Source organism: Thioclava sediminum (assembly GCF_002020355.1).
Classification (GTDB): domain Bacteria; phylum Pseudomonadota; class Alphaproteobacteria; order Rhodobacterales; family Rhodobacteraceae; genus Thioclava; species Thioclava sediminum.
In genome coordinates this window covers 793,703-817,697 of the sequence record NZ_MPZV01000002.1, presented here as the reverse complement: position 1 = coordinate 817,697, position 23,995 = coordinate 793,703, and the positions used below count along the sequence as shown (strand labels likewise).

The 23,995-nt window shown below is 64.7% G+C and carries 22 protein-coding genes and 1 tRNA gene; 11 read left to right on the top strand and 12 right to left on the bottom strand.

Translation table 11 applies throughout. The annotated features are described in order from the left end of the window. The first annotated feature begins 51 nt into the window (after window positions 1–51). Window positions 52–888 (top strand): DMT family transporter, encoded by an 837-nt coding sequence (locus BMI91_RS11265; protein WP_078521661.1) that lies wholly within the window; start codon window positions 52–54, stop codon window positions 886–888. 4 nt (window positions 889–892) lie between these two features. Here BMI91_RS11265 and BMI91_RS11260 read toward each other — a convergent pair whose 3' ends face one another. From BMI91_RS11260 to fsa, 5 genes are all read right to left on the bottom strand, one after another. After that, window positions 893–1,375 (bottom strand): hypothetical protein, encoded by a 483-nt coding sequence (locus BMI91_RS11260; protein WP_078604963.1) that lies wholly within the window; start codon window positions 1,373–1,375, stop codon window positions 893–895. Window positions 1,376–1,434: 59 nt separating this feature from the next. Then, window positions 1,435–2,127, bottom strand: coding sequence for a CDP-alcohol phosphatidyltransferase family protein (locus tag BMI91_RS11255; protein WP_093477015.1), 693 nt, complete (start codon window positions 2,125–2,127; stop codon window positions 1,435–1,437). Window positions 2,128–2,169: 42 nt separating this feature from the next. Then, window positions 2,170–3,090, bottom strand: coding sequence for a tyrosine recombinase XerC (locus BMI91_RS11250; protein ID WP_078604961.1), 921 nt, complete (start codon window positions 3,088–3,090; stop codon window positions 2,170–2,172). Next, window positions 3,090–3,794 carry a DUF484 family protein gene (locus BMI91_RS11245; RefSeq protein WP_078542595.1) on the bottom strand — a complete coding sequence of 235 codons (705 nt, stop codon included), beginning with the start codon at window positions 3,792–3,794 and terminating at the stop codon, window positions 3,090–3,092. Before BMI91_RS11245 ends, BMI91_RS11250 begins: the two co-directional genes overlap by 1 nt. A gap of 143 nt (window positions 3,795–3,937) precedes the next feature. Continuing rightward, window positions 3,938–4,588 carry a fructose-6-phosphate aldolase gene (gene fsa / locus BMI91_RS11240; RefSeq protein WP_078542596.1) on the bottom strand — a complete coding sequence of 217 codons (651 nt, stop codon included), beginning with the start codon at window positions 4,586–4,588 and terminating at the stop codon, window positions 3,938–3,940. 150 nt (window positions 4,589–4,738) lie between these two features. Here fsa and BMI91_RS11235 point away from each other — a divergent pair, with 150 nt between their 5' ends. Beyond that, complete coding sequence (locus BMI91_RS11235) at window positions 4,739–6,928, top strand: primosomal protein N' (RefSeq protein ID WP_078605119.1); 2,190 nt, start codon at window positions 4,739–4,741, stop codon at window positions 6,926–6,928. A 6-nt stretch (window positions 6,929–6,934) separates the two neighbouring features. On the opposite strand, the gene BMI91_RS11230 is transcribed toward BMI91_RS11235, so the two are convergent. The 4 genes from BMI91_RS11230 to BMI91_RS11215 all read right to left on the bottom strand — a co-directional run bounded on the left by BMI91_RS11230 (window position 6,935) and on the right by BMI91_RS11215 (window position 9,260). Further along, on the bottom strand, window positions 6,935–7,507 hold the full coding sequence (locus BMI91_RS11230; protein ID WP_078604960.1) for a cob(I)yrinic acid a,c-diamide adenosyltransferase: 573 nt from the start codon (window positions 7,505–7,507) through the stop codon (window positions 6,935–6,937). Further along, on the bottom strand, window positions 7,507–7,710 hold the full coding sequence (locus tag BMI91_RS11225) for a twin transmembrane helix small protein (protein WP_078604959.1): 204 nt from the start codon (window positions 7,708–7,710) through the stop codon (window positions 7,507–7,509). The genes BMI91_RS11230 and BMI91_RS11225 overlap by 1 nt, the downstream gene beginning before the upstream one ends. A 61-nt stretch (window positions 7,711–7,771) precedes the next feature. Next, the gene (locus BMI91_RS11220) at window positions 7,772–8,611 is read right to left on the bottom strand and encodes an SDR family NAD(P)-dependent oxidoreductase (protein WP_078521360.1); all 840 of its coding nucleotides are present in this window, start codon (window positions 8,609–8,611) and stop codon (window positions 7,772–7,774) included. 121 nt (window positions 8,612–8,732) lie between these two features. Continuing rightward, a complete protein-coding gene (locus BMI91_RS11215) occupies window positions 8,733–9,260 on the bottom strand; it encodes an SH3 domain-containing protein (RefSeq protein WP_146684074.1) in 528 nt (175 codons plus the stop codon). Between the two features lie 168 nt (window positions 9,261–9,428). On the opposite strand from BMI91_RS11215, the gene parC reads away from it, so the two are divergent. Beyond that, window positions 9,429–11,657, top strand: a complete 2,229-nt coding sequence (gene parC, locus BMI91_RS11210; protein WP_078604957.1) for a DNA topoisomerase IV subunit A — start codon at window positions 9,429–9,431, stop codon at window positions 11,655–11,657. Between the two features lie 132 nt (window positions 11,658–11,789). Here the strand turns inward: parC and BMI91_RS11205 are convergent, their stop codons facing one another. Beyond that, window positions 11,790–13,163, bottom strand: a complete 1,374-nt coding sequence (locus tag BMI91_RS11205; RefSeq protein WP_078605118.1) for a cytochrome P450 — start codon at window positions 13,161–13,163, stop codon at window positions 11,790–11,792. Between the two features lie 167 nt (window positions 13,164–13,330). On the opposite strand from BMI91_RS11205, the gene tuf reads away from it, so the two are divergent. From tuf to BMI91_RS11185, 4 genes are all read left to right on the top strand, one after another. Further along, window positions 13,331–14,506: an elongation factor Tu gene (tuf, locus tag BMI91_RS11200; protein ID WP_078604956.1), complete on the top strand. Its 1,176-nt coding sequence runs from the start codon at window positions 13,331–13,333 to the stop codon at window positions 14,504–14,506. Between the two features lie 142 nt (window positions 14,507–14,648). Continuing rightward, complete coding sequence (locus BMI91_RS11195) at window positions 14,649–15,524, top strand: alpha/beta fold hydrolase (protein ID WP_093477012.1); 876 nt, start codon at window positions 14,649–14,651, stop codon at window positions 15,522–15,524. Window positions 15,525–15,647: 123 nt separating this feature from the next. Beyond that, window positions 15,648–16,316, top strand: a complete 669-nt coding sequence (locus tag BMI91_RS11190; protein WP_078604954.1) for a CatB-related O-acetyltransferase — start codon at window positions 15,648–15,650, stop codon at window positions 16,314–16,316. 70 nt (window positions 16,317–16,386) lie between these two features. Next, complete coding sequence (locus tag BMI91_RS11185) at window positions 16,387–17,373, top strand: zinc transporter ZntB (protein WP_078604953.1); 987 nt, start codon at window positions 16,387–16,389, stop codon at window positions 17,371–17,373. Window positions 17,374–17,383: 10 nt separating this feature from the next. Here the strand turns inward: BMI91_RS11185 and BMI91_RS11180 are convergent, their stop codons facing one another. Beyond that, a complete protein-coding gene (locus tag BMI91_RS11180) occupies window positions 17,384–17,944 on the bottom strand; it encodes a type 1 glutamine amidotransferase domain-containing protein (protein ID WP_078571246.1) in 561 nt (186 codons plus the stop codon). A gap of 163 nt (window positions 17,945–18,107) precedes the next feature. Here BMI91_RS11180 and BMI91_RS11175 point away from each other — a divergent pair. The 3 genes from BMI91_RS11175 (at window position 18,108) to BMI91_RS11165 (ending at window position 21,927) form a co-directional block, all read left to right on the top strand. After that, window positions 18,108–18,183 (top strand) — tRNA-Trp (locus tag BMI91_RS11175). A 157-nt stretch (window positions 18,184–18,340) separates the two neighbouring features. Then, window positions 18,341–20,761: a glycosyltransferase gene (locus tag BMI91_RS11170; RefSeq protein WP_158522139.1), complete on the top strand. Its 2,421-nt coding sequence runs from the start codon at window positions 18,341–18,343 to the stop codon at window positions 20,759–20,761. Further along, entirely contained in the window at window positions 20,758–21,927 is a 1,170-nt protein-coding gene (locus BMI91_RS11165; protein ID WP_078604951.1) for a hypothetical protein, read from the top strand. The genes BMI91_RS11170 and BMI91_RS11165 overlap by 4 nt, the downstream gene beginning before the upstream one ends. On the opposite strand, the gene BMI91_RS11160 is transcribed toward BMI91_RS11165, so the two are convergent. After that, entirely contained in the window at window positions 21,893–22,690 is a 798-nt protein-coding gene (locus BMI91_RS11160) for an ABC transporter permease (protein ID WP_078604950.1), read from the bottom strand. The two genes, BMI91_RS11165 and BMI91_RS11160, sit on opposite strands and share 35 nt — an antisense overlap. On the opposite strand from BMI91_RS11160, the gene BMI91_RS11155 reads away from it, so the two are divergent. Continuing rightward, complete coding sequence (locus BMI91_RS11155) at window positions 22,667–23,995, top strand: KpsE/RkpR family capsule polysaccharide export protein (RefSeq protein ID WP_146684072.1); 1,329 nt, start codon at window positions 22,667–22,669, stop codon at window positions 23,993–23,995. The two genes, BMI91_RS11160 and BMI91_RS11155, sit on opposite strands and share 24 nt — an antisense overlap.

The following is a 23,995-nucleotide window of genomic DNA, read 5'->3' as shown; positions in this document are numbered from 1 at the left end:
CGTCATGGCCCGGAGCTACCGATTGCCGGTCGGGCAGAGAAGGGCGTGGATATGAGTTTGACGATCATGGCGGCGGTGCTGGGCGCGGCCTTCCTGCATGCCCTGTGGAATGCGCTGATCCGCCTGGGTGGCTCGAAAATCCGCGCCATGGTGATGCTGTCCATTGCCGAGGCTCTGATCGGGCTTGTCGTGGCCCTGTCGCGACCGCTGCCGGACAGTGCCGCGCTCGGCTGGATCCTCGCCGCGGGCGTGATCCATTTTGGCTACAAGTTCTTCCTCGCCCATGCCTATGAGCAGGGCGATCTGAGCCGGGTCTATCCGATCGCGCGCGGAACCGCGCCGATGATGGTGGCGATCGTCTCCGCCGCGCTGGCGATCGATGCGATCAGCGGGCTCGAATATGCAGGGATCGCGGTGCTGGGGCTCGGGATCGCGTTGATGGCGCGTGGCGTGTTCACCGATGGTGAAAGTCGCCGCCTGCTTCCCTATGCGCTGGGCTCGGCGCTGGCGACCGCGAGCTATACGCTGGTCGACGGGATGGGCGCGCGCATCTCAGGCGAGCCCGTGGGCTATGTCGGATGGATCATGGTGCTGGGCGGAGTGTTCTTCGCGACGGGCATGGTCGGGCTGCGCGGGACCGCGATGTTGCGCGCCGCGCCACGCGAATGGGGGATCGCGACGCTAGGGGCAGCGGCTTCCTATGCGGCCTATGCGATCTCGATCTGGGCGATGACCCGCGCGCCGATCGCGCTGGTCGCAACCCTGCGCGAGACCTCGATCCTGTTCGCGGTGCTGATCGGCTGGCTCGTCTTCGGCGAGAAGATGCGGATGACGAAGGCGCTGGCGGCGCTGTTGATCGTCTCAGGCGTGGTGCTGACGCGGGTCTGAGCGATTAAAATCGCGGCTGGCCTTGGTCGTCGCAGCTGGCAGGCATGGCGTCGTCCGCCGGGCGCGCGATCAGGTGCCCGGTCACGATTTGCAGCGGCGTGAAGGGCGGCTCCTGAATCGCGGGCTCGATCTGGCGGGTCACATAGCAGCCGCCGAAACTCTCGGTTTTGCCGTCACGCGTCCGGGCGCTCACCGTCACCCCGAGCGTGGTATAGATTGAGCCTGCCGCGCCTTCCGACACGACCGGGCCGATCGTGACCGAAGCCTCGGCGGTGTTTGCATAGCCTTTCGCGAAATCCGCATAATCGCCGTTCTTTTCGGGATCGGCGAAATAGCTCCAGGCGCGGGCGTAGTGATGCAGCGAGATCGCGTTATAGAGCGAGCGGATCAGCGTGGACGGGGTCGAGCGGTCGTCGAGATAATCCGGCGCGGCCATGGCTGCTTGCGCGGAAAACACGAGAGCCAGAAGTGCGAGACTGCGGCGCATGCGACCTCCGTTTCGCGGCCCGTGCGGCATGGGGCGCCGCGCCGGGGCCGCAGTTCGAGTCAGCTTCGCTCGGGCACGAGTTGTTGCACGATGCCGACGAGCAGCAGGTAGATGGACGTGACCACCAGCCCCCAATGCGCCCAGCTTGCCGGATCGAAATCGACCCATGCGGCCCAGCCCGCGAAGAAGGTCCACAAAAGCGCCATCGGCAAGGAGACTACGCGCCAGCGTTTCGTGCGCACCGGGTGGATGAACTTGAGTGGCAGGAACATCGCGATGGCGAGCGCCACGACGACGAGCAGGATCGTCCAATAGCCGGGCTTGAGCGCGAACAGCACCAGCACCAGCATGTTCCACGCGCCCGGGAAGCCCTGGAACGAGTTGTCCTTCGTCTTCATCCGGGTGTCGGAGAAGTAGACGACGCTGCCATAGGTAATCGCGATGATCGCGAGCCAGCCCGTCCATCCCGGCAGCAGGCCCGACTGGAACAGCGCGAAGGCGGGGATGAAGACATAGGTCAGATAGTCGATGATCAGGTCCATCAGGACGCCGTCATAGAGCGGGAAATTCGCCTTCACATCGTAGCGCCGCGCGAGCGGGCCATCGATCCCGTCGACGAAGAATGCGGTGACGAGCCAGAGGAACATCAGCGCCCATTCGCCCTCTGCGGCCGCGAGAAGCGCGAGCATCGACAGCACGGCGCCGGTGGCGGTCAGGAGGTGAACGAACAGGGCTTTGATGCGGATATCCATCTGCCCGTGATGCCGGATTTGCGACGCAGGGGCAAGCGAACTTCAGGCGCGCGGATGGCTCTTGTCGTAGATTTCCATCAGCCGCGCGGCATCGACGGCGGTGTAGATTTGGGTCGTTCCGAGGCTCGCATGGCCCAGCAGTTCCTGAATGGCGCGCAGGTCGCCGCCGGCGGCCAGCAGATGGGTCGCGAAACTGTGACGCATCGCATGCGGGGTCGCCGTGGAGGGCAGACCCAGCGACATGCGCGCCCGCTCCATCGCCTTGGAAATCATGCGCGGATTGAGCGGCTTTCCGCGTGCGCCGTAGAACAAGGGCGCATCCGGCTCGGCGGGGTAGGGGCACAGGCGCATGTATTCGGCTACGGCATCGCGGGCGGCGGGCACGACCGGCACGAGTCGCTCCTTGTCGCCCTTGCCGCGGATGCGCAGCACCTCGGGCAGAGGATGAGCCTCGGCGCGCAGGGCGAGCGCCTCGGAGATTCGCAGCCCGCAGCCGTAGAGCAGCGTCAGCACGGCGGCGTCACGCGCGGCGATCCACGGCTCCATCGCCTGCGTGTCGACCTGTTCGATCATCCCGGCCGCGGCGTCCTCGTTAAGCGGGCGCGGGAGTTTGCGCTGATATTTCGGGCTGCGGGTCGAGAGGATGTGGCTCGCATCGAACCCGTCGCGATCGGCGAGCCAGCGGATGAAACTTTTCACCGAAGAAAGCGCGCGGGCGAGCGAGCGCGACGAGACCTCTCGGCCGCGTTCATGCGCCATCCACGCCCGCATATCGGAGGGGCCAAGCTGAGCGATCCGGGCGGTGCCCAGACTCTCGCCGTGATGGATTTGGAGAAAGCCAAGGAAGCTCGCCACGTCGTGCCGGTAGGCGGTGATCGTGTGATCGGAGGCGTCGCGCAGCCCGCGCAAATGGCTCAGCCATTCGGCGAGCGCGTCTTGCAGCCCTGCGGACGGCTCCGCCATCAATCGAGCCAGCGGCGCATCGTGCGTTCGAATACGCCTGCGAAGAAGGCCAGAAGATCGGTGCCTTGCGACGGCTTGAACTGATGCGGGTCCTCGGCGGCCATGACCAGCATGCCGGGCAGGCGGCCCTCGCCCAGATCGAGCTGCATCAGCGCCTCGGAGCGCACCCAGTTCGCCGCTTCGCCGAAGATCGCCTCGGAGCCCGGCACGGTCTGGCGCAGCACGACCTGTCGCGGCTGCCCGCCACGCCCGCCGCGCATGTATTCGGTGATGAAGCCGGGTTCGGCCACGCAGAGCACCTCGCCCAGCTGGCGCAGCGCCGGGTCGTTCTCGTTCTGGTGGCTTTCCAGCACGAGGCGCACCGCGTCGACGCGCAGAATCTCGGCAACTTCGGTCGCGAGGTTGGACAGGAAGGACTGGAAGTCATGCGGGTCGAGCATCCGCAGCACCGCGCGGTGAATCTGGTTCGTGCCCGCGAGGTTCTCATAGGCCGCGGCGATGACAGACCGGTGGGTGTCTTCCAGCCGGTCGAGCCGCGCCTCCAGCCGGGACATGGCCGCGCCGCGCAGGTCGACGATATTGCCGCCCATCGCGGCCTCGTTCGCAGCGATCAGCGCCCGCATCAGGTCGCGGTCCTCGAGAATCACGTCAGGGTCGGAAATGATCTTGTCGCGGAGTTGCTCCACGAGGGCCGGTTCGGTCATGCCTGTCTCGTCGCTGGTCGATGCATCATTTTTTCCAAGCATACACGATGCGCCCCGCGACGCAGTCGAAAAAATCGGCCCGCTCGACGAAAAAGGCCCGCCGGAGAGGCGGGCCTTTGTTGTATCGGACTCACGCGAGAAGATCAGATCTTCTGGCCGGTCGCTTCCCAGTCCTTGAGGAATTGGGCCAGACCCTTGTCGGTCAGCGGGTGGTTGACCATCGACTTGATGACCGCCGGCGGTGCGGTGATCACGTCGGCGCCGATGCGGGCAGCGTCGCTGATGTGGTTCACCGAACGGATCGACGCGGCGAGGATCTGGGTCGTGAAGTCGTAGTTGTCATAGACCGTGCGGATGTCCTCGATCAGGTTCATCCCGTCGAGGTTGATGTCGTCGAGACGGCCGATGAAGGGCGAGATGAAGGTCGCGCCCGCCTTCGCGGCGAGGATCGCCTGCGCGGTCGAGAAGCACAGCGTGACATTGACCATGTGGCCTTCGGATGCGAAAGCCTTGCAAGCGGTCAGGCCGTCCCAGGTCAGCGGAACCTTGATCGCGATATTGGGGGCGATCTTGGCGAGCTTCATACCTTCTTCGATCATGTCCTTGGCTTCGGTGGCCACGACTTCGGCCGAGACCGGCCCGTGGACCATGTCGCAGATTTCTTTGGTGACTTCGAGAATGTCGCGGCCCGATTTAAGGATCAGCGACGGGTTGGTGGTCACGCCATCGACCATGCCCAGATCGTTGAGTTCCTTGATCGCGGCGGTGTCGGCGGTATCGACGAAGAATTTCATGGCAGCTCTCCTTGGCAGCAGTCGCGAGCGTGTTAGCGCAAAAGTGGCGACGGCGAAAGAGGTCGCAACGGGAGAGGGGCTCCGCCCCGCGGCTCCGCCCCGCGGCTTCGCCGCTCCCCGGGATATTTAGTGCAGTTGGAAGGCATGGCGATGTCTGAACCCGGTTGGTTCGAAGAGGGCGCGCGGGTCGCGGTGCTGACGGCGGAGCCGATCGGGCGCCCGCTCGATTATCGCGCGCCGGAAGGCGGTTGTTACAACGGGGCTTTCGTCGAGGTGCCGCTGGGGCCGCGCAAGGTGCTCGGCGTGGTCTGGGGGCCGGGCGAGGGCGGTTTCGACGCCGCCAAGCTGCGCGCGGTGAACCGGGTCTTCGACGTGCCGCCGATGCGCGACGAGCTGCGGGTGTTTCTGGAGCGGATGGCGGAGTACACGATGACGCCCTTGCCGCAGGTGCTGCGGCTTGCGACGCGCGCTCCGGGCTTGGGCGACCCGCCGGGGATGCGAACGATTTACCGGCTGGGCGACCGGGAGCCATCGCGGATGACAGATGCGCGGGCGCGGGTGCTGGAGGTGCTGGAAGAGCATGGCGGTGCAGGTTTCTACCTGAGCGAGTTGGCGCATCTGGCCGGGGTGACGACGCAGGTCGTGAAGGGGCTGGTGAAGACCGGCGCGCTGATCGAGGCGGAGGTGCCGCGCGATCAGCCCTTCCCGCGGCTCGATCCGGCGCGGCCCGGCAAGGCGCTGTCGGAGGCGCAGACTGCTGCCGCGGAGGCTTTGCGCGCGGGCTCCGGGGCCTATTCGACGACGCTGCTGAAAGGCGTGACCGGGTCCGGCAAGACGGAGGTCTATCTGGAGGCGGTCGCGGAATGTCTGCGCAAGGAGCGGCAAGCTTTGGTGCTGCTGCCCGAGATCGCGCTGAGTTCGGAATTTCTCTCGCGGGTCGAGGCGCGGTTCGGCGCGCGTCCCGGCGAATGGCATTCCGGCGTCACGCAGAGCGAGCGGCGCAGGCTGTGGAAGGCTTGCGGGGCGGGCGAGGTGCAGCTTGTCGTCGGCGCGCGCTCGGCGCTGTTCCTGCCGTTCCGCGATCTGGGGCTGATCGTGGTCGATGAGGAGCATGATAGCTCTTACAAGCAGGAGGAGGGCGTTCTCTATAACGCCCGCGACATGGCGGTGCTGCGTGCCTCGGGCTGTTCGGCGCAGGTGGTGCTGGCCTCGGCGACGCCCAGCCTCGAGACATGGGCGAATGCAGAGGCCGGGAAATATCAACGGCTTGATCTGCGCGCGCGGTTCGGCACGGCGGAACTGCCCGAGATGGGCACGATCGACATGCGCGACGAGGCGATCGAGAGCGCGCATTGGATCGGGCCGACGCTGGTGAAGGAGGTTCTGGCGCGGGTGGCCGAGGGGCAGCAGGCGATGCTGTTTCTCAATCGTCGCGGCTATGCGCCGGTCACGATCTGCCGGGCCTGCGGGCATCAGATCGGCTGCGACCATTGCGATGCGCGGATGGTGGAGCACCGTTTCCTCAAGCGGCTCGTTTGCCACCAATGCGGCGAGACCAAGCCGATCCCGGTGAAATGCCCGAGCTGCGAGGTGGAGGGGAAGCTCGCCCCCGTCGGGCCGGGGGTGGAGCGGCTGGCCGAGGAGGTCGCGGAGCGCTTCCCCGAGGCGCGTCTGGCGGTGCTGTCTTCGGACCTCTTCGGCTCGGCCCGCGCGCTGAAGGAGAAGATTGCCGAGATCGCGCAGGGCGAGGCCGATATCATAATCGGGACGCAGATCGTGGCGAAAGGGCATAACTTCCCGCGGCTGACGCTGGTGGGGGTGATCGACGCCGATCTTGGTTTGCAGGGCTCGGATCTGCGCGCGGCGGAGAAGACGTTCCAGCTGATGCGGCAGGTGGCGGGCCGGGCTGGCCGCGCCGAGGAGAAGGGCGCGGCGCTGTTGCAGACCTATCAGCCCGAGCACCCGGTGATCCGCGCGATTCTGGGCGGCGACGAGGAGGCGTTCTGGGCGCAGGAGGCCGCCGCGCGGCAGGCGCAGGGCGTGCCGCCTTACGGGCGGATGGCGGGGATCATCCTGTCGGGGCCGGATTTGCAACCGCTCTTCGAGGTCGGTAATCACCTCGCGCGGAACGATGCCGCGCTGCGCCGGATTGGGGCGCAGGTCTTCGGGCCCGCGCCTGCGCCGATCGCGCGGGTACGCGGGCGGCACCGGGTGCGGCTCTTGGTGAAGGCAGAGAAAAGCGCGCCGCTACAGGGCGCGCTCAAGGCTTGGCTCAAGGGGCTGAAGCTGCCGACGAATGCGCGGCTCGCGGTCGATATCGATCCGCAGAGCTTCCTTTGACCGCGCTTAGCGGCTCGCTCCTGGAACCCAGAGCACATCGTCCTTGCCGTCGTCATTCGCGATCCGGGCTGCGACGAAAAACCAGTCGGACAGGCGGTTGAGATATTTCACCGCCCATTCGTTCACGCCTTCGATCGCGGCCAGCGACACGGCCTCGCGCTCGGCGCGGCGCGCCACGGTGCGCGACATATGCAGGTGCGCGGCGAGCGGCGTGCCGCCCGGCAGGATGAAGCTGCGCAGCGGCTCCAGCTTCTTGTTCATCGCGTCGATCTCGGTCTCGAGCCGGGTCACCTGGGACTCGACCATACGCAGGACCGGGTAGCCCGCCTCGTCGTCATGCTCCATATCCGGGCGCGCCAGATCGGCGCCCAGATCGAAGAGGTCGTTCTGGATCACGGAGAGCTGCTTTTGCAGCGACTCATCCGCATGCAGGCGCGCAATACCCACGGTCGCGTTCAGCTCGTCCACGGTGCCATAGGCGGTCACGCGCGCGGAATGTTTGGCGACGCGCACCCCGTTCGAGAGCGCGGTTTCCCCGGCATCGCCGGTGCGCGTGTAGATGCGATTGAGAACGACCATCAGCCACCCCTTCTAAGATAAACGAACAACAGGATCAGTGCGATCGCGACCGCTTGGGCGGCAATGCGCAACCGCATCAGCTTGTTGGCATGTTTCTTGTTGAAATCGCCCCCGCGTCCAAAGCCCGCGATGCCGATCATCAAGATCACCAGAACCGCCAAACTCGCCATAGCGACGACATAAAATAACGGGTCGTTGCGCATGTAGTCTCTCTCCCTCTGGGCTCAAGACATAGCTGGAGATCACGAAAATGCGAAAGGATTTTCAGCCCTTGTCCAGCACCCAGTCGAGCATCCGGTCCGGTAGGAAGCGGCGCACGACGCTGATCGCCTTGGTCGGCGTGGTGATCTTGTAGCGCGGCTTCGGGTTCGGGGCCTCCAGCGCCTTGAGGATCGCCTTGGTCACCTCGGAGGGCGGCAGTTCGAACGTGTCGGGCTTGCCGCGGCTTTGGTAGAGGCGCTTGAGCAGGCTGCCCTCGTATTGTGCGCGGCGGGCGGAGTTCTCCCAATCCACCCATTTCTCGAAAGGCGGGATCGAGTTGACGCGGATTTTCGAGGTGATCGGGCCGGGCTGGATCAGCACGATCTTGATATTCGTATCGGCCATCTCGAGCCGCATCACATCGGTCAGCCCTTCCAACGCGAATTTCGTCGAGGCATAGGCCGCACGCCATTTCAGGCCCACGAAGCCCAGCACCGAGGAGCATTGCAGGATGCGCCCCTCGCCATTGTCGCCCTGCGCGCGCATCACCTTGATCGCGCGGGTCGTCAGGTCGTGAAGGCCGAACAGGTTGGTCTCGAAGATCTCGCGCAGTGCGCCGGGGGGGATGTCCTCGGCAGCGCCGGGGCAGGCGAAGGCGGCGTTGTTGTAGAGCGCGTCGAGCCGGCCGTGTCCGCGCGCCAGCGCCTCGTTGAAGCCCGCCTCGATGCTTTCGGGATCGGCCACGTCGAGCTGGAAGGAGATCAGCCCTTCGGAGCGCAGGCGCTCGCAATCCTCTTCACGGCGGCAGGTGGCGAAGACTTTCCAGCCCGCGGCTTTCAGCCCGTGGGCCGCGTCATAGCCGATGCCCGAGGAGCATCCGGTGATCAGGATCGTCTTGGCCATGCGCGCGTCTTCCCTCTGATCCGGCGACGCAAAGAAAAACCCGCCGGAGATTTGCCTCCGACGGGGGTATTTCGAGCCATTTGAAAAGGCAAGATTTTAGCGGCTGGCAGGCCGGTTTAGGTCAATTTGCCGGGCGCAGGTACTTCTTGGAGACCCAGCCTTCGGTGCCGTCGCCCTCGATCTTTACATTCGCCCAGCCGCCGATCTCGGCCACGACGAGCACATCGTCGCCCTTGCGGACGCGGTCGATCGCGGCGTTGCTGGTCGAGGGGCCCGAGCGCACGTTGAGCGCATTGGCTGTCACGCTCCAGAGCGTGCCGCCTTCGACTTTCGGCGCCGAGGTGTCGCGATATTCCGGCGACGGTTTGAGCTCGGGGCCCGGCATCCGCGCGTTCGGCGTGACGCGGGTGATCAACGAGGCTTTCTCGATCTTCGGCGTGTTGGCTTGCGATGCGGCGGCAGCCTTCGCGACAATTTGAGGAGCTTCGCTGGCCGAAAGCTCTTGATTATCGCTCGCGGCGCGTGAGACCTGTACGGTGTCATTCGACGTGGCCGCAGAGGCCTGTTCGACGTTCCCGGGAACGTCGCGTCCGGCGATGGCCATAACGGCGTAAATACCCGCCAAAGTGGTCAGCAACAACTTGCCCATGATCAACCCCCTGATTCCGATTGGCAGCTGGGGAAGCGTGAAAATATTAACACGATTCTCTCTGCTCTACGTCGGTGAAATTCCGCCGACGGGGGAAAAGTTCCATGGAAATTCCTATTCCTGCTTTTCCCGCTGGACCGGGATCGGGCGCGGCTTTAGTAAATCCGCATGAGCAGTGACGAAGAAAATCCCCTCTCCACCAGTTCCGAACCGCTGAGCCGTGCGATCGGCGAGCGCTATCTGACCTATGCGCTCTCGACGATCATGCACCGGGCGCTGCCCGATGCGCGCGACGGCCTGAAGCCGGTGCATCGGCGCATCCTCTTCGCGATGCGCGAGCTGAAGCTGTCGCCCACCGGCGGCTTCCGGAAATCCGCGAAAATCTCGGGCGACGTGATGGGGAACTACCACCCCCATGGCGATGCCGCGATCTACGATGCGATGGCGCGTCTCGCGCAGGATTTCGCGATGCGCTACAAGCTCGTCGACGGGCAGGGCAATTTCGGCAATATCGACGGCGATAACCCGGCAGCCTCGCGTTACACCGAGGCGCGTCTGGCCTCTCCGTCCGAGGCGCTTTTGCAAGGTCTTGCCGAGGACGCGGTCGATTACCGCCCGAATTACGACGGCACGCTGACCGAGCCGGTCGTGCTGCCCGCCGCCTTCCCGAATCTGCTGGCCAATGGCGCAAGCGGCATCGCGGTCGGCATGGCGACGAACATCCCGCCTCACAATCTCGGCGAGCTGGTCGAGGCGCTTTTGGAGATGATCAAGCGTCCTGACATCACCGATGACGAGCTGGTCGAGCATATCCCCGGCCCCGATTTCCCGACCGGCGGCGTGCTGGTCGAGCCGCCCGAGAATGTCCGCGACGCCTATCGCACGGGCCGCGGCGCGTTCCGCCTGCGGGCGCGGTGGGAGAAAGAGGAACTGGGCCGCGGTCAATGGCAGATCGTCGTCACTGAAATCCCCTATCAGGTACAGAAATCCAAGCTGATCGAGCGTCTTGCCGAGGTCATTCAGACCCGCAAGGTGCCCGCGCTGGCCGATGTGCGCGACGAGAGCGCCGACGATATCCGCATCGTGCTGGAGCCGAAATCGCGCACCGTCGAGCCCGAGATGCTCATGGGGATGCTGTTCAAGAACTCCGATCTGGAGGTCCGGTTCTCGCTCAACATGAACGTGCTGATCGACGGGCGGGTGCCGAAGGTCTGCTCGCTCAAGGAGGTGCTGCGCGCCTTCCTCGATCACCGGCGCGAGGTGCTGCTGCGCCGCTCGCAGCACCGGATGGACAAGATCGATGCGCGTCTCGAAGTGCTCGAAGGCTATATCATCGCCTTCCTGAACCTCGACCGGGTGATTGAGATCATCCGCTACGAGGACGAGCCCAAGGCGATGCTGATGGCCGAGTTCGAGCTGTCCGACGTGCAGGCCGAAGCGATCCTCAACATGCGCCTGCGCAGTCTGCGCAAACTCGAGGAGATGGAGCTCAAGCGCGAGCGCGACGCGCTGATCGAGGAACGCTCGGGGCTGGAAGATCTGCTTGCCTCGGAAAAGCTGCAATGGAAGACGATCGGCGGTGAGCTGAAAGACATCGACAAGAAATTCGGCCGCAATGCCGAAGGCGGCGCGCGGCGCACCGGCTTCGCAGAGGCCGGTGAGGTCGAGGAAGTGCCGATCGAGGCGATGATCGAGCGCGAGCCGATCACCGTGATCCTGTCGAAGATGGGCTGGATCCGGGCGATGAAGGGCCACAACGCGCTCGATGCCGAGGTGAAGTTCAAGGATGGCGACGGGCCGATGTTCGCCATGCATGCCGAGACCACGGACCGGATCGTCGCGATGGGCTCGAACGGGCGCGCCTATACCGTGCTGGGGGCAAACCTGCCCGGCGGGCGCGGCATGGGCGAGCCGCTGCGGCTGATGGTCGACCTGCCCAACGAGGCGGAGGTGACCCATCTGCTGCTGCCGAAGGCGGGCGAGAAATATCTGCTGGCCTCCTCGGATGGCGACGGGTTCGTCTGTCCGGGCGAAGAGCTCGTGGCGCAGACCAAATCGGGCAAGCAGGTTCTGAACATGAAGGGCGCGGCGAAAACCACCGTCTGCTCGAAGATCGACGGCGATACGGTCGCCTGCGTCGGTCAGAACCGCAAGCTGTTGGTCTTTGCGCTTGAAGAATTGCCCGAAATGGCGCGCGGCAAGGGCGTCCGGTTGCAGAAATACAAGGATGGGGGTCTGAGCGACGCGAAGACCTTCACCCTGGCCGATGGTCTGAGCTGGAAGGATCCAGCGGGCCGCACCCGGACCGAGACCGATCTCGCCGAATGGACCGGCAAGCGGGCCTCGGCGGGCCGCATGGCGCCGCGTGGCTTCCCGCGGGACAACAGGTTCACCTGAGGCTTTGCCTGAGGGGTCGTCCGGGCAGGCCCGGGCGATCCGGCAGGGGGCGCTGCCCCCTCTTGCCCTGTCGGGCAATTCACCCCCGGAATATTTTCGCCAAGGCGAAGGGCGCGTGTTCGCTCTCGCGCGTTATGCGCGCTCCACCGTCAGCCAGATGCCGCCCTTGGGGCGTGTCGTCAGGATCATCTCCGGCACGGGCTCGCGTCCCGGCACCGCGGTGAAGCGGAACCGGGCGAGAAGCGTGGCGAGGATGATTTGCGCTTCCTGCATCGCGAAGCCCGCGCCGATGCAGATCCGCGGCCCGGCCCCGAAGGGCAGGAAGGCGAAGCGGTCATGCGTCGGACTGGCGAAGCGCTCCGGGCGGAAGGTATGCGGGTTGTCCCAGAGCGCATGGTGACGGTGCAGCGCGTAGATCGGCAGCATCACCGTGTCGCCCGCGCGTACCTCGCGCCCCAGAAGCGTGTCGGGTTTGCGCGCCGTGCGCGACAGGAAGCCCGCAGGCGGGTAGAGGCGCAGGCTCTCGTTCACGATCTGCGCGATGAGGGGCATCTTTGGCAGGTCGTCGACGGTCGCCACGTGGGTACCGAGCGCGGCCTGCGCCTCGCTGCGGGCGGCCTCCTGAACCTCGGGGTCGAAAGCGCAGAGGTAGAGCGCCCAGGCGAGCGTCAGCGCCGTCGTCTCGTGGCCTGCGACGATGAAGGTCAGCAGGTTGTCGCGCAGCTCGGCCGGGCTCATCTCGCGGCCGGTTTCGGGGTCCTGCGCGCCGTCGAGCAGGTCCAGAAGGTCGGGCACCGCTTTCGCCTCGCCCGCACGCCGGGCCTCGATCGCGCGGTCCGCATGGCGCTTGAGGTCGCGCACGACGCCCGAGGAGATCACTCGATGCGGGCGCGGCACCCAGGCGGGCAGGGCGAAGAGATCTAGAAGCGACACCTTCGCCGTCTGCGCGATATAGGCGTCGATCGCCCGATGGATCGCGGCGCGGTCGAAGCCCTCGTCGCCCGAGAAGGTCACGTCCGAGATCACCTCGAAGGTCGCGGCCACCATTTCCTGATGCAGGTCCACCGCGCGACCGGTATCGGCGGCGGTGCTGATACGTGCGGCGGAGGCCTCGGCTGCGGCCCCCATGACGGGGGCGAGCGCCTCCATGTTGCGCGCGGCGAAGACCGGAGAGGCGGCGCGGCGCTGCCAGCGCCATTCGGCCCCTTCGGCGACGAATAGCCCTTCCCCTACGGCAGGGCCGAGGATGAGTTTGGTCACCACCGATTTCGGATAGTCGTCGACGCGCGTCTTGAGGATGTGGCGCAAGCTGTCGGGGTCCATCACCATATGCCAGCGCGCCCCGGTATTGCCCGAGATGATCGGCGCATGTGTCGCCAGTTCCGGTATGATTTCCAAAAGGTTACGCCGCGCGGCGCGGAAGCTCGCGAAGATGCCCAGCGGATGCTCGGCAAGGGGCGCGCGGGCCGGAAGGCGGTAGGTGTCGTCTGTCGCAGCGTAATCCATGAGCAGATGGTAGTGCGGCGCCGGTCGCTGCCCAAGGGAAACCGCGAACACAGACAGGGGAAACCCTGCATTCCGGGCTTGATTTTTCCCCGCCAGCGCAATAGGTAGCGCGCGATATTGACTCGGGCTCGCTGCTAGCGGCCCCCTAACCAGAGGCGCCCCGCGAGATGGCAAAGGAAAAGTTTGAACGTAACAAACCGCACGTCAACATCGGCACGATTGGCCACGTTGACCACGGCAAGACGACGCTGACGGCTGCGATCACGAAGTATTTCGGTGATTTCCGCGCGTATGACCAGATCGACGGCGCGCCGGAAGAGAAAGCCCGCGGCATCACGATCTCGACCGCACACGTGGAGTACGAGACCGAGTCGCGTCACTACGCGCACGTCGACTGCCCCGGCCACGCCGACTACGTGAAGAACATGATCACGGGTGCAGCGCAGATGGACGGCGCGATCCTGGTCGTGAACGCAGCTGACGGCCCGATGCCGCAGACCCGCGAGCACATCCTGCTCGGCCGTCAGGTCGGCATCCCGGCGATGGTCGTGTACCTGAACAAGGTTGACCAGGTCGACGACGAGGAGCTGCTCGAGCTCGTGGAAATGGAAGTTCGCGAACTTCTGTCGTCCTACGACTTCCCCGGCGACGATATCCCGATCATCAAGGGTTCGGCTCTGGCCGCGATGGAAGGCCGTGATCCGGAAATCGGCGAGAACTCGATCCGCGCGCTGATGGAAGCTGTCGACAGCTACATCCCGACGCCGGAGCGCGCCGTGGACCAGCCCTTCCTGATGCCGATCGAAGACGTGTTCTCGATCTCGGGCCGTGGTACGGTTGTGACCGGCCGCGTCGAGCGTGGCGTGATCAACGTCGGCGACGAACTGGAAATCGTGGGTATCCGCGACACCACGAAGACGACCTGCACGGGCGTCGAGATGTTCCGCAAGCTGCTGGACCGTGGTGAAGCTGGCGACAACATCGGCGCGCTGCTGCGCGGTGTGGACCGTGACGGCGTCGAGCGTGGTCAGGTTCTGTGTAAGCCGGGTTCGGTGAAGCCGCACACCAAGTTCGAGGCTGAAGCCTACATCCTCACCAAAGAGGAAGGTGGCCGTCACACCCCGTTCTTCGCGAACTACCGTCCGCAGTTCTACTTCCGCACGACGGACGTGACCGGCACCGTGACGCTGCCCGAGGGCACCGAGATGGTGATGCCGGGCGACAACCTGAAGTTCGAAGTCGAACTGATCGCCCCGATCGCGATGGAAGACGGTCTGCGCTTCGCAATCCGCGAAGGTGGCCGCACCGTCGGCGCCGGCGTCGTCTCCAAAATCATCGCGTGATCCTCGGATCATAGCGATTTGCGAAGGGCCGCCCGGTTGGGCGGCCCTTTTGCTTTGCGTGAAGGGCCTGTGCGGGTGGTCGTAATCGCGGGCGTGTCGCGCTAGGTCTTCTGCGGGCGGACCATGTAGGAGGATGCGGGACATGGCAGAGGCAACTGCGGCACGCGAGTGCCATTGGGACGTGGACGGGCTGCGGATCGCTGGGCTTGCCTGGGGACCCGAGGACGGTCTTCCGGTCTTGGCACTGCATGGCTGGATGGATCATGCGGGCAGCTTTGCCGCGCTCGCGCCGCAGCTCGAGGGCTGCCACGTCGTCGCGCTCGATCTGAGCGGGCAGGGCCTGAGCGGGCATCGCGCGGCCCATGCGAGCTATAATATCTGGGACGACCTGCCGCAGATCCTGCGGGTGCTCGACGCTCTGGGCTGGGAGGAGTGCGTGCTGCTGGGCCATTCGCGCGGCGCCAATATCTCGGCGCTGCTCGCGGCGGCAATGCCGGAGCGGGTGCGGGGTTTCATCGCGCTCGATTCGCTGGCCCCCGAGCCGGTGGCGCGGGATTTCGTCACAACGCTGCGCGCCTATCTGACCGAGGTGCCAACGCAGGCGGCGCGGCCTCCGCGCCGTTTCCCGACGCGTGAGGACTATATCGCGCGCCGCGCGGGGCAGGCGAATGCGCGCGCGGTGGCCGAGGCGCTGGCGGAGCGTGCGCTGGAAGAAGGCCCGGAGGGCTGGCATCTGCGTGGCGACCGGCGGCTGTTCGCGAGCTCGGCGGTGAAGCTCGATCGCGACGACGTGGAGGCGGTGCTGCGGGCGATCCGCGCGCCAGTCCTCAACATCTGGGCCGGGGACGGGATCCGGGCGCAGCGCGAGGGCACGGCGGAGCTGGCGCGATGGGGGGGCGAGCTGATCGCCGATTACGAGAGCATCGAGATCGCGGGCGACCACCATTTCCACCTCGACCCGAAGGCGGCGGAGCAGATCGCGGAGGCGGTGAAGGATTGGCTTGCGCGCAAGCTGTGAGCGGGCGGCTGGCGCGGCCCCGTCGCTTGCGCTAGACTGATGAAGCGCATGATGGAGGCTCCGATGGACAAGACCCTTTTCTGATCCCGTTTCCCTGAAACTCTGATCGCGAGAGGTCTGTCCATGTCTGCTCATTCGCTGCCGCGGCGCTTTCCTGCGCCCGATACCCGCAATCCCGTTCTTCTGCCCGATGGCACCCCGCATGAACCCACAGTGTTTCTGCAGGCGGTGATCGATCATCCCAATATCGAGGTTGGTCGCTATGCCTATTACAGCCCGCTTGTGCCCACGCCGGACGCGGCGGCGGAGCTTGCGCCCTACCTCTATCCCGGCTGCCCCGAGCGGCTGGTGATCGGGGCTTTCGCGCAGATCGCGCACGGGGTGCGCTTCATCACGGCCTCGGCCAATCATCCGATGGGCGGGATCACCACCTATCCGTTCCGGATCTTCGACATGGAGACGGCGGGCAAATATCTCGATGAGAATGCCGCGATCGGCGACACCGTGATCGGGCCGGATGTCTGGCTCGGCTTCAACGCGATGGTGATGCCGGGGGTGCGCATCGGCGCGGGGGCGATCGTGGCGGCTGGCTCGGTTGTCGCGCAGGACGTGCCGCCCTTTGCCATCGTCGCGGGCAATCCGGCGCGCGTGGTGCGGTCCCGGTTCAGCCCCGATGAGATTGCACGATTGCTCGATCTGGGGTGGTGGGACTGGCCGGTGGAGGCGATCCAGAGGGCGTTGCCCGCGCTGGAGGCAGGGGATGTGGCGGCGCTGGCCGAACACGCACCTTGAGCGAGAGGCTTGCCGCTGCGCGCAACGACGCTAGGCTCTGGGCAACGCGACGATTTCTCCCGGAGCCCGGATGACCAACAGCCCGATCCTCTTCTCGCATATCCTGTCGGGGGCACCCGATCCCGACGGGCCTGCCGACATCGTCGAGGCGTTGCGGGACGAGCGGCTCGCCTGGGCGCATCTGGACGGGACGCACCCGCAGGCGCAGCGCTGGATTCGCGAGGAGCTGGATTACCTCGACCCGCAGGCGGTGGAGGCCTTGCTGGATGTCGATACGCGCCCGCGCATGAGTCAGATCGGCGAGGGGCTGTTGGTGATCCTGCGCGCGATCAACTTCAACGAGGGCGAAGACCCCGAAGATATGGTCTCGCTGCGGATGTATCTCGACCGTCAGCGTATCCTCACGATTTCACGCAAGCGGGTGCGCGCGATCGAAGGGATGAACGCGGCGATCCGCGACGGCAAAGGGCCCAGCGATGCGGGAACCTTCCTCGTGCGACTGACCGAGGATATCGTCGGCAATATCGGTGTGTTCCAGACCGAGTTGGACGAGCGTGCCGAGGCGTTGGAAGATCAGGTCTATGGCGGGCAGGCCGATCACATGCGCCACGATGTTCTGGATTTGCGGCTGCAGGTGATTGCGGCGCGGCGTTACCTCGCGCCGCAACGCGAGGCGTTGATCCGTCTGACACAGGCGGCGAGCCCGATCATCGACGAGGTCACGCGGCGCGAGATCGAGGAAGAAGCGCTGAAGATGACGCGGATTTCGGAAGATATGGACGAGCTGCGCGATCAGGCGCAGGTGCTTCGCGAAGAACTGTCGAGCCAACTCTCGGACCGGGTCAACCGCAACACTTTCGTGCTGTCGGTCGTATCGACGATCTTCCTGCCGCTCGGGTTTCTTACCGGTCTGTTCGGGGTCAACATTGGCGGGATGCCGGGGCTGAACTCCGACAATGCGTTCAATTATCTGGTAATCGTCTGCGTGGTGATCGTCGCCGCGCAGTTGATCGTAATGGGCTTCCTGCGCCTTTATTCGAAGCGCAGGAAGCGATAGTCTCTCGAGATCAGGCGGCCTCGCGCATGTGGCGGCCTTCCTGAATCTCTTCGATGATCTTGGCGACGAAATCGTCCAGATCGTTCGGGTTGCGCGACGTGACGACGCCATTGTCGGACACCACGGATTCGTTCACCCAGTCGCCGCCGGCGTTTTCGACATCGGTGCGGACCGAGTGATACGAGGTCATTTTGCGCCCCTTGGCGATGCCAGCCTCGATCAGGAGCCACGGTGCGTGGCAGATCGCGGCGACCACCTTGCCTTGGTCGTAGAAGCTGCGCAGGAGATCCAGCGCGCTTTTTTCGACGCGAAGAAGGTCGGGGTTGATCTGACCGCCGGGGAGAACGATCGCATCGTAGTTGGAGGCGACGACGTCCGAGATCTTGCACTGCACCGAAACGGTCTCGCCCCAGTCGGTCTCGTCCCAGCCTCGAATGTCTTCACCGTCGAGAGAGGCGAGGTCAATTTGCGCGCCAGCCTCGGTCAGCTTGTCGCGCGGAACGGTCAACTCGGCTTGCTCGAAACCGTCGGTAGCCATGATCAGAATACGGGCTTCGGAAATCTTGGGCATTTGCTTTCCTTTCCTTGAGGCGCAGCTTGCGCAGGTTCGGGAGAAAAACGATCTGCGCCCGGCATGCGTTCCACGGCGATTTCTTCGGCGGGGAAATGCGAAAGATCGGTGGAAAGGCACTTGATTTCGGTCGCGTGAGACTTTAGCACCCACGCCACGGCCTAGGGGTATAGCTCAGTTGGTAGAGCATCGGTCTCCAAAACCGAGGGTCGCGGGTTCGAGTCCCTCTGCCCCTGCCAGCCGTTTCCTGAAAATTTACGTTCGTTCGCGTAACGTTCCCGAAGTGGCGTCCTCTGACGCCGGTTTTGGGCGCTGTCGCGAGGAACCGTCGTGCTTGGCAGAATTTTCCGGGTCTTTCAGCGATATGTAGATGCGAATCTCAGGATTTCGCGGAGGGTGCCGGATCTGGGGCCGCGCGCGGCGGCTCGGCGGGTGCATGTCACGCGCTACGATTTCCGCGGCAACCGTCTTCGCCTGGAAGGGCGAATCGATGCGCGCGAGGTGATTTTACGCCTGGGGGGCGTGGCGCAGCGCTGCGCGCTCGAGCCTGATCCATCGGGGCAAGCGAAGTTCGCCTTTGATGTGCCTTTCTGGCCCGGCAAGGTGGAGCTGGTCATTCCCGATACAGGTGCCGATGGGCAGGGTGAGGAAAGCTGGGTATTGCCGCCGATCGGCAGGGTTCGCCTCGCATGGGAGCAGTTGCGTCTTACCCCGGTGTTCCTGTGGCGAATCGCCCGTCATGCCCACGATATCTGGCGCTGGCGACACCACGGCGACAGTGCTGCGGGAATTCGCGTGAAATCTGCGCTCGGTTTCGTGGGGCAGTCGCGGGGTGCGACGCTGCCGTCTGATTTTCTCCGCGACTCGTCGCCGACTGAGCCGCCTACGTTCCCCGGGATCGTGATCGTGTTGCCCGTGTTCAACGCGCGGGCGCTGCTGCGCGAGGCGCTCGCCCGCGTCGTGCAGCACACCGATCTCGACTGGCATCTGATCGTGATCGAGGATCGCTCGACCGATCCAGAGATGCGGCCGTTTCTGCGCGATTGGGGTGCTGGCCGGGCCAATGTGACGCTTCTGGAAAATGACGCAAATCTCGGCTTCGTCGCGTCGGTCAATCGCGGGTTTGAAGCGGCGCTCAGGCGCTTTCCCGATCGCCCCGTGGTCTTGCTGAATTCCGATGCCCTCGTGCCCGCAGGCTGGGCGTCGCGGCTTTTGGCTCCGCTTTCCGATCCGCAGGTCGCAAGCGTCACGCCAATGTCGAATGACGCGCAGATATTGTCCGTGCCGACAGCCGGAGCGCGGAGCGATTTGCCGCCCGGTGCCGTCGGTCAGATCGACGCCATCGCCGCGCGCATGAACCCGGTGCAGGCGCGCGCCGAACTGCCGACCGGGATCGGCTTTTGCATGGCGCTCGCGCCGCACTTTCTTACCAAGCTCCCGCGATTCGATCCTGCGTTCGGGCGCGGCTACGGGGAAGAGACGGATTGGTGTCAGAAGGCGCGGCGGCTTGGCGGGCGGCATGTCGGGATCGGCTCGCTCTTCGTGGAGCATCGCGGTAGCGCCTCCTTCGGTGCGGCGGCGCGGCGAAAGCTTCTGGATGCCAATCAGGCGAAGATCGAGAGGCGCTATCCAAGCTATCCGCGCGCCGTCGATCGTTTTCTCGCCAGTGATCCGCTCGCGGCCCCGCGTTTCGCGCTCGCCCTAGCCCGAGCGGGTGCGCTGCAAGGCGAGCCGATCAAGTTATGGCTCGGACATTCCCTCGGCGGTGGGGCGGAAATGTGGTTGCGCAAAGAAATCGCCTCGGAGCTTCGCGCCGGCCGGCGGTGCGTCGTTCTTCGCGTCGGTGGGCCCGTGCGCTGGTCTATCGAGCTTCACGACCCGCTAGGCCTGAGCACGGTCGAGACATCGGATCGCGCGGTAGTGCTATCCCTGCTGAAGCTTCTGCCGGATCGCCACGTCATCTATTCCTGCGGCGTTGGCCATCCGAGCCCGCTCGAGATACCCGCGCTGCTTACGGAACTATCCGCGGGGCAGCGGCTCGATATCCTGTTTCACGACTACTTGCCCCTAAGCGAGGCCTACACGCTCCTGCGTGCGCCAAACAGCTTGCGCGAGATCCCCGAATACATCGGCCCTCGGGCCAAGTCTCGAAAGTCGTCTCGGCGCTCTTCAACCGACGAACTCTCGGATTGGGAAAGCGCGTGGGGCACGGCACTGACCAGCGCAACGCGATTGCAAGTATTCTCCCGCAGCTCCGCAGAAATTGTAGCTTCGGCTCGTCCCGATTGCGCGCATAAGATCGACTGCAAACCGCATCATGTGGCGCGCCCTGCGGCTCTCATTCATGCGCCTCCGGGACACCAGGAGGGGTCCCCCACCGCGGGCTCTGTTCTTGGCGTGCTTGGTCATATCAGCGTCCACAAAGGCGCAGCGGTTGTCGAAGCTCTGGGCGAGACCTTCGCCGCCAATGGCCGCGCGCGGCTGGTCCTGTTGGGAAGTCTCGATCCGCGGTTTCATTTGGGAGCGCCGAACCACGTTCACGGCCCGTTTGAGCCCCTAGATTTGCAGATGCTGGTAGCGCGGTACGAAATTGAGCGATGGCTGATCCCATCGCTTTGGCCGGAAACCTTTTCCTTCACCACGCATGAGGCGCTCGCCACCGGCCTGCCCGTGTATTGTTTCGACCTTGGCGCTCAAGCTGAAGCGGTCAGAGCTGCAGGCGCACAGGGGGATGTCTTGCCGGGGCCACGGTGGCCATCGGATATAGACATCGATCGTCTCCTCGGGGCGCCCGCTATGCAGAGGTGGGTGGCATGACGTTCGAAGACAGTCATGCGATCTTCCATATAGGCGCCCCGAAATGCGGCAGTTCGGCCCTTCAAGCAGCATGGAGCGCGGAACCGGACCGGCCGTCGCGCGCCGGTTTGCGTGTGCGCTATATCGGCGCGGTGCGGGTGGGCGGCAAACTCATGCCGTCGCGTGGCAGGGCCGTGCGCCGCGCCGCAGCGCTATCTTCCTATGGCTATGTCTCGATGCCCGATCCCGGCCGCGAGGTCGCGGCGAAATCTCTCGGCGATTTCGTCTTGCGCGAGATCGCACGCGCGCGTCGGCACCGCTACATCCCGTTCTTCTCGAATGAGGGCTGGATTCGTCGTCCCGAATTCTTCACGCGGCTGCTTTCAGACCTCGGCCATCCGCCCGTGACCGTGCTGGCCTTTCTGCGTCCTCCCCTGACGTGGATGAACGCGGCGTTCTGGCAATGGGGTGTCTGGAGTCGGCCCCGCTTCGACGATTGGATTTCGTCCCGCCGTGTCCCGTTCAGCTTTGGTGAAGATCTCGCAGCCTGGGCGCGCATTCCCAACGTAGGACTGCAAGTCGCGTCAGCAAAGCAGGATGTGGTCACCTTCGCCGACGCTTTGCTAGGAACGCCGGGTAGCGCAACCGGACCGTGCCACAGCACGGGCAGCGCAGCACAGTTTGGTTTTTTGCTGCGCAATCGTCGTTTTCGGCCGGATAGCCATCGCGCAGAGATCGAGTTCGTATTGCAACGGCAAATGGCGAACGGCCCCATGTTGCGCCGCGCGTGGGCGATCGCGCCACATCACGTCGAGACACTGCAGCGGCTTGCACAGAGCCATCGTCGAGAGCTCGAGCGCGTCTTACCCGCCGTACAAGCGGAGGAAATATTCGACGACCCGCTCTGGACGGCGCCATATCCGTATCATCCTGAAATCGAGCGCGGCCCAGCGCCGCTCGATGATCTCGGTGAATTGCGCGCGTTTGCAGGACAGCTTCTTTCAAAACCGTTGTCCGAGGGTGCCGAGCTCGGTGCACTCGACGCGTCCATAGCGGAGCGGCTCGGTGTCCTTCTGCGCGAGGACCGTTCTCATCTGTGGCGGACCGCGCTCCTTAGAGCGCCGCGAGATCAAACGCCGCGGCCCAGATCGTTCACCTTGCGAGGAGATCCCGGTAGCTCGTCCTGAGGGCTAAAAGGCCAAGGGCCAAGGCTACGAGCGACACGCCGATTACGTAGAACGCAGAGAGATAATCGGGCTGATAGGTCGGGAAAAAGCCGCGTCGCAGATAGCCGATCACATGGACCAGCGGGTTAAACCAAAGGGTATCCGCGGCCCAGCGCGGCAATTGGTCGGTGAGAAAAAAGACTCCGGAAATCAGGAACATCGGTCTCATCAGGATAGACCATATCTGCTGCCAGACCGGCGCGCGCAGAAAGAGGTAGCAGTTAAGGGTGCCGATCCCGAAGGAAAGCAGTACGGCGAGCCCCGCTGCTTCCAAGATACGCAGTGGATCTGGGCTTGCGCGGGTGTCGAACATCAGGAGGCATCCGTGTAGGACGAGGTAAGAAACAACAAGTTTCGTCAGCGCATTCAGGGCGAGCCGTGCGATGAGCGCATCGACAAAGCTCACAGTGGGATAGGCGAGGAGCGCGCGCGAGTAGGTGAGGGCGTTGGCGACCTTCGACTGAACGTCTGAAAACAACATGAATGGCAGCAAGCCCGTCGCGTAGAAAAGGGCGAAGCTGGCCCCGAGCGGCGGGGTGTGAAAGGTCAGCGAAAAGAACAGCGTCAACAATGCGACGCCGCCGATCGGCTCGAGCAACGCCCAAAGATAGCCCCCCGGTGAGCGACCGTAGCTTGCCGACATCTCGCGCAGAATGAGCGCGCCGATGGCACGAAGCGCCGGAAAGGACCGGGTCGGGATGTGCGCCGCGCGGGAGGAGAACATTTCGAGCCTCGTTTACCGGTTTTCAATTCGGATCGTGTTCGCTGGAACCTGACGCGACCGATAGTGGAGCCAATTGTGAAACACGCGGTTAACGAGCCTACGCAGGCGACGCCCGTCCTCGCAAAGGGGGCTGGGTTGCGCGAAGTGCCAGTGCCGCTCCGGCCGGTGCCGAGCGCATACGCGCGCCCCGCGCGCAAGGCGCGCTGGCGGCGGCGGCATCAGACTGTGGCGTTAAGCTTCCTGACGCTGGTGATCGCGCCGGTTCTGGTGGCGACCTATTATCTTTATGCGCAGGCGGCGGATCAGTTCGTTTCACGCGTCGGCTTCACGGTTCAGCGGGAGGAAATGGCGCCGGCGCTCGATCTTTTCGGCGGTCTGTCCAGCCTGTCGGGCGCGTCTTCGAGCGACACCGACATTCTCTATGAATTCATTCAAAGCCCGAGCCTTGTTGCGCAGATCGATGATGCGCTCGATCTGACGGCCATCTGGTCGCGCGATCGATCCGATCCGGTGTTCGGGCTTCCTAGCGACGCCACTCTGGAGGAGCTTGTCGCCTATTGGAACCGCATGGTTCATGTGCGGCACGGGGCGGGCGCGGGGCTGCTCGACATTGAGGTGCGCGCTTTCGATCCGGGCGCGGCACAGCGGATCGCGCAGACCTTGATGGCACAAAGCTCTGCGATGATTAACCGGCTCAGCAACGCGGCGCGCGAGGATGCGATTCGCCATGCGCGCGGAGAGTTGCGGCGCGCCGAGGCGCGTCTGACGACGGCGCGAACGGCGCTCACCACTTTCCGCAATCGCCACCAACTGATCAGTCCGGAGATGGATTTGCAGAGTCAGGCGGGGGTGCTGGGGTCGCTGCTCGAACAGCAGGCGCAGGTGATGATCGAGAGTGATCTGCTGCGCGGCACGGTGCGCAGCGGGACGGATCCTCGGTTGAAGCAGGCGGAGCGGCGACTTGCGGTGATCGAGGACAGAATCGGGGCGGAGCGCCGCAAGCTTGGGATCGATGGCGGCTCCCAGGAAGAGGCTTTCGCGAGCATCGTCGGCGAGTACGAGCGGCTTATGGCGGAGCGCGAATTCTCAGAGCGTGCTTATGCGGCGACCCGCGCAAGCTATGACGCGGCTCAGGCCGAGGCGCGCCGGAAAAGCCGCTTTCTTGCAACATTCATGGCGCCAACCCTTGCCGAAAGTGCCGAATATCCACGGCGCGAAACGCTTCTGGCGTTGATCGCGGGTAGCCTCGTTTTGCTTTGGGCGATTGGCATCCTGGTGGGCTACGCGATCCGGGACCGTCGGTAA

Excerpts from the sequence above, each read along its gene's own strand:
- BMI91_RS11265 (WP_078521661.1), top strand. The coding sequence starts at position 52 with ATGAGTTTGACGATCATGGCGGCGGTGCTGGGCGCGGCCTTCCTGCAT.
- BMI91_RS11190 (WP_078604954.1), top strand. The coding sequence starts at position 15,648 with ATGTCTGCTCATTCGCTGCCGCGGCGCTTTCCTGCGCCCGATACCCGC.
- BMI91_RS11255 (WP_093477015.1), bottom strand. The coding sequence starts at position 2,127 with ATGGATATCCGCATCAAAGCCCTGTTCGTTCACCTCCTGACCGCCACC.
- BMI91_RS11205 (WP_078605118.1), bottom strand. The coding sequence starts at position 13,163 with ATGGATTACGCTGCGACAGACGACACCTACCGCCTTCCGGCCCGCGCG.
- BMI91_RS11245 (WP_078542595.1), bottom strand. The coding sequence starts at position 3,794 with ATGACCGAACCGGCCCTCGTGGAGCAACTCCGCGACAAGATCATTTCC.
- BMI91_RS11235 (WP_078605119.1), top strand. The coding sequence starts at position 4,739 with ATGTCTGAACCCGGTTGGTTCGAAGAGGGCGCGCGGGTCGCGGTGCTG.
- BMI91_RS11165 (WP_078604951.1), top strand. The coding sequence starts at position 20,758 with ATGACGTTCGAAGACAGTCATGCGATCTTCCATATAGGCGCCCCGAAA.
- BMI91_RS11230 (WP_078604960.1), bottom strand. The coding sequence starts at position 7,507 with ATGGTCGTTCTCAATCGCATCTACACGCGCACCGGCGATGCCGGGGAA.
- parC (WP_078604957.1), top strand. The coding sequence starts at position 9,429 with ATGAGCAGTGACGAAGAAAATCCCCTCTCCACCAGTTCCGAACCGCTG.
- BMI91_RS11180 (WP_078571246.1), bottom strand. The coding sequence starts at position 17,944 with ATGCCCAAGATTTCCGAAGCCCGTATTCTGATCATGGCTACCGACGGT.
- BMI91_RS11260 (WP_078604963.1), bottom strand. The coding sequence starts at position 1,375 with ATGCGCCGCAGTCTCGCACTTCTGGCTCTCGTGTTTTCCGCGCAAGCA.
- fsa (WP_078542596.1), bottom strand. The coding sequence starts at position 4,588 with ATGAAATTCTTCGTCGATACCGCCGACACCGCCGCGATCAAGGAACTC.
- BMI91_RS11185 (WP_078604953.1), top strand. The coding sequence starts at position 16,387 with ATGACCAACAGCCCGATCCTCTTCTCGCATATCCTGTCGGGGGCACCC.
- BMI91_RS11215 (WP_146684074.1), bottom strand. The coding sequence starts at position 9,260 with ATGGGCAAGTTGTTGCTGACCACTTTGGCGGGTATTTACGCCGTTATG.
- BMI91_RS11195 (WP_093477012.1), top strand. The coding sequence starts at position 14,649 with ATGGCAGAGGCAACTGCGGCACGCGAGTGCCATTGGGACGTGGACGGG.
- BMI91_RS11225 (WP_078604959.1), bottom strand. The coding sequence starts at position 7,710 with ATGCGCAACGACCCGTTATTTTATGTCGTCGCTATGGCGAGTTTGGCG.
- BMI91_RS11160 (WP_078604950.1), bottom strand. The coding sequence starts at position 22,690 with ATGTTCTCCTCCCGCGCGGCGCACATCCCGACCCGGTCCTTTCCGGCG.
- BMI91_RS11250 (WP_078604961.1), bottom strand. The coding sequence starts at position 3,090 with ATGGCGGAGCCGTCCGCAGGGCTGCAAGACGCGCTCGCCGAATGGCTG.
- BMI91_RS11220 (WP_078521360.1), bottom strand. The coding sequence starts at position 8,611 with ATGGCCAAGACGATCCTGATCACCGGATGCTCCTCGGGCATCGGCTAT.
- tuf (WP_078604956.1), top strand. The coding sequence starts at position 13,331 with ATGGCAAAGGAAAAGTTTGAACGTAACAAACCGCACGTCAACATCGGC.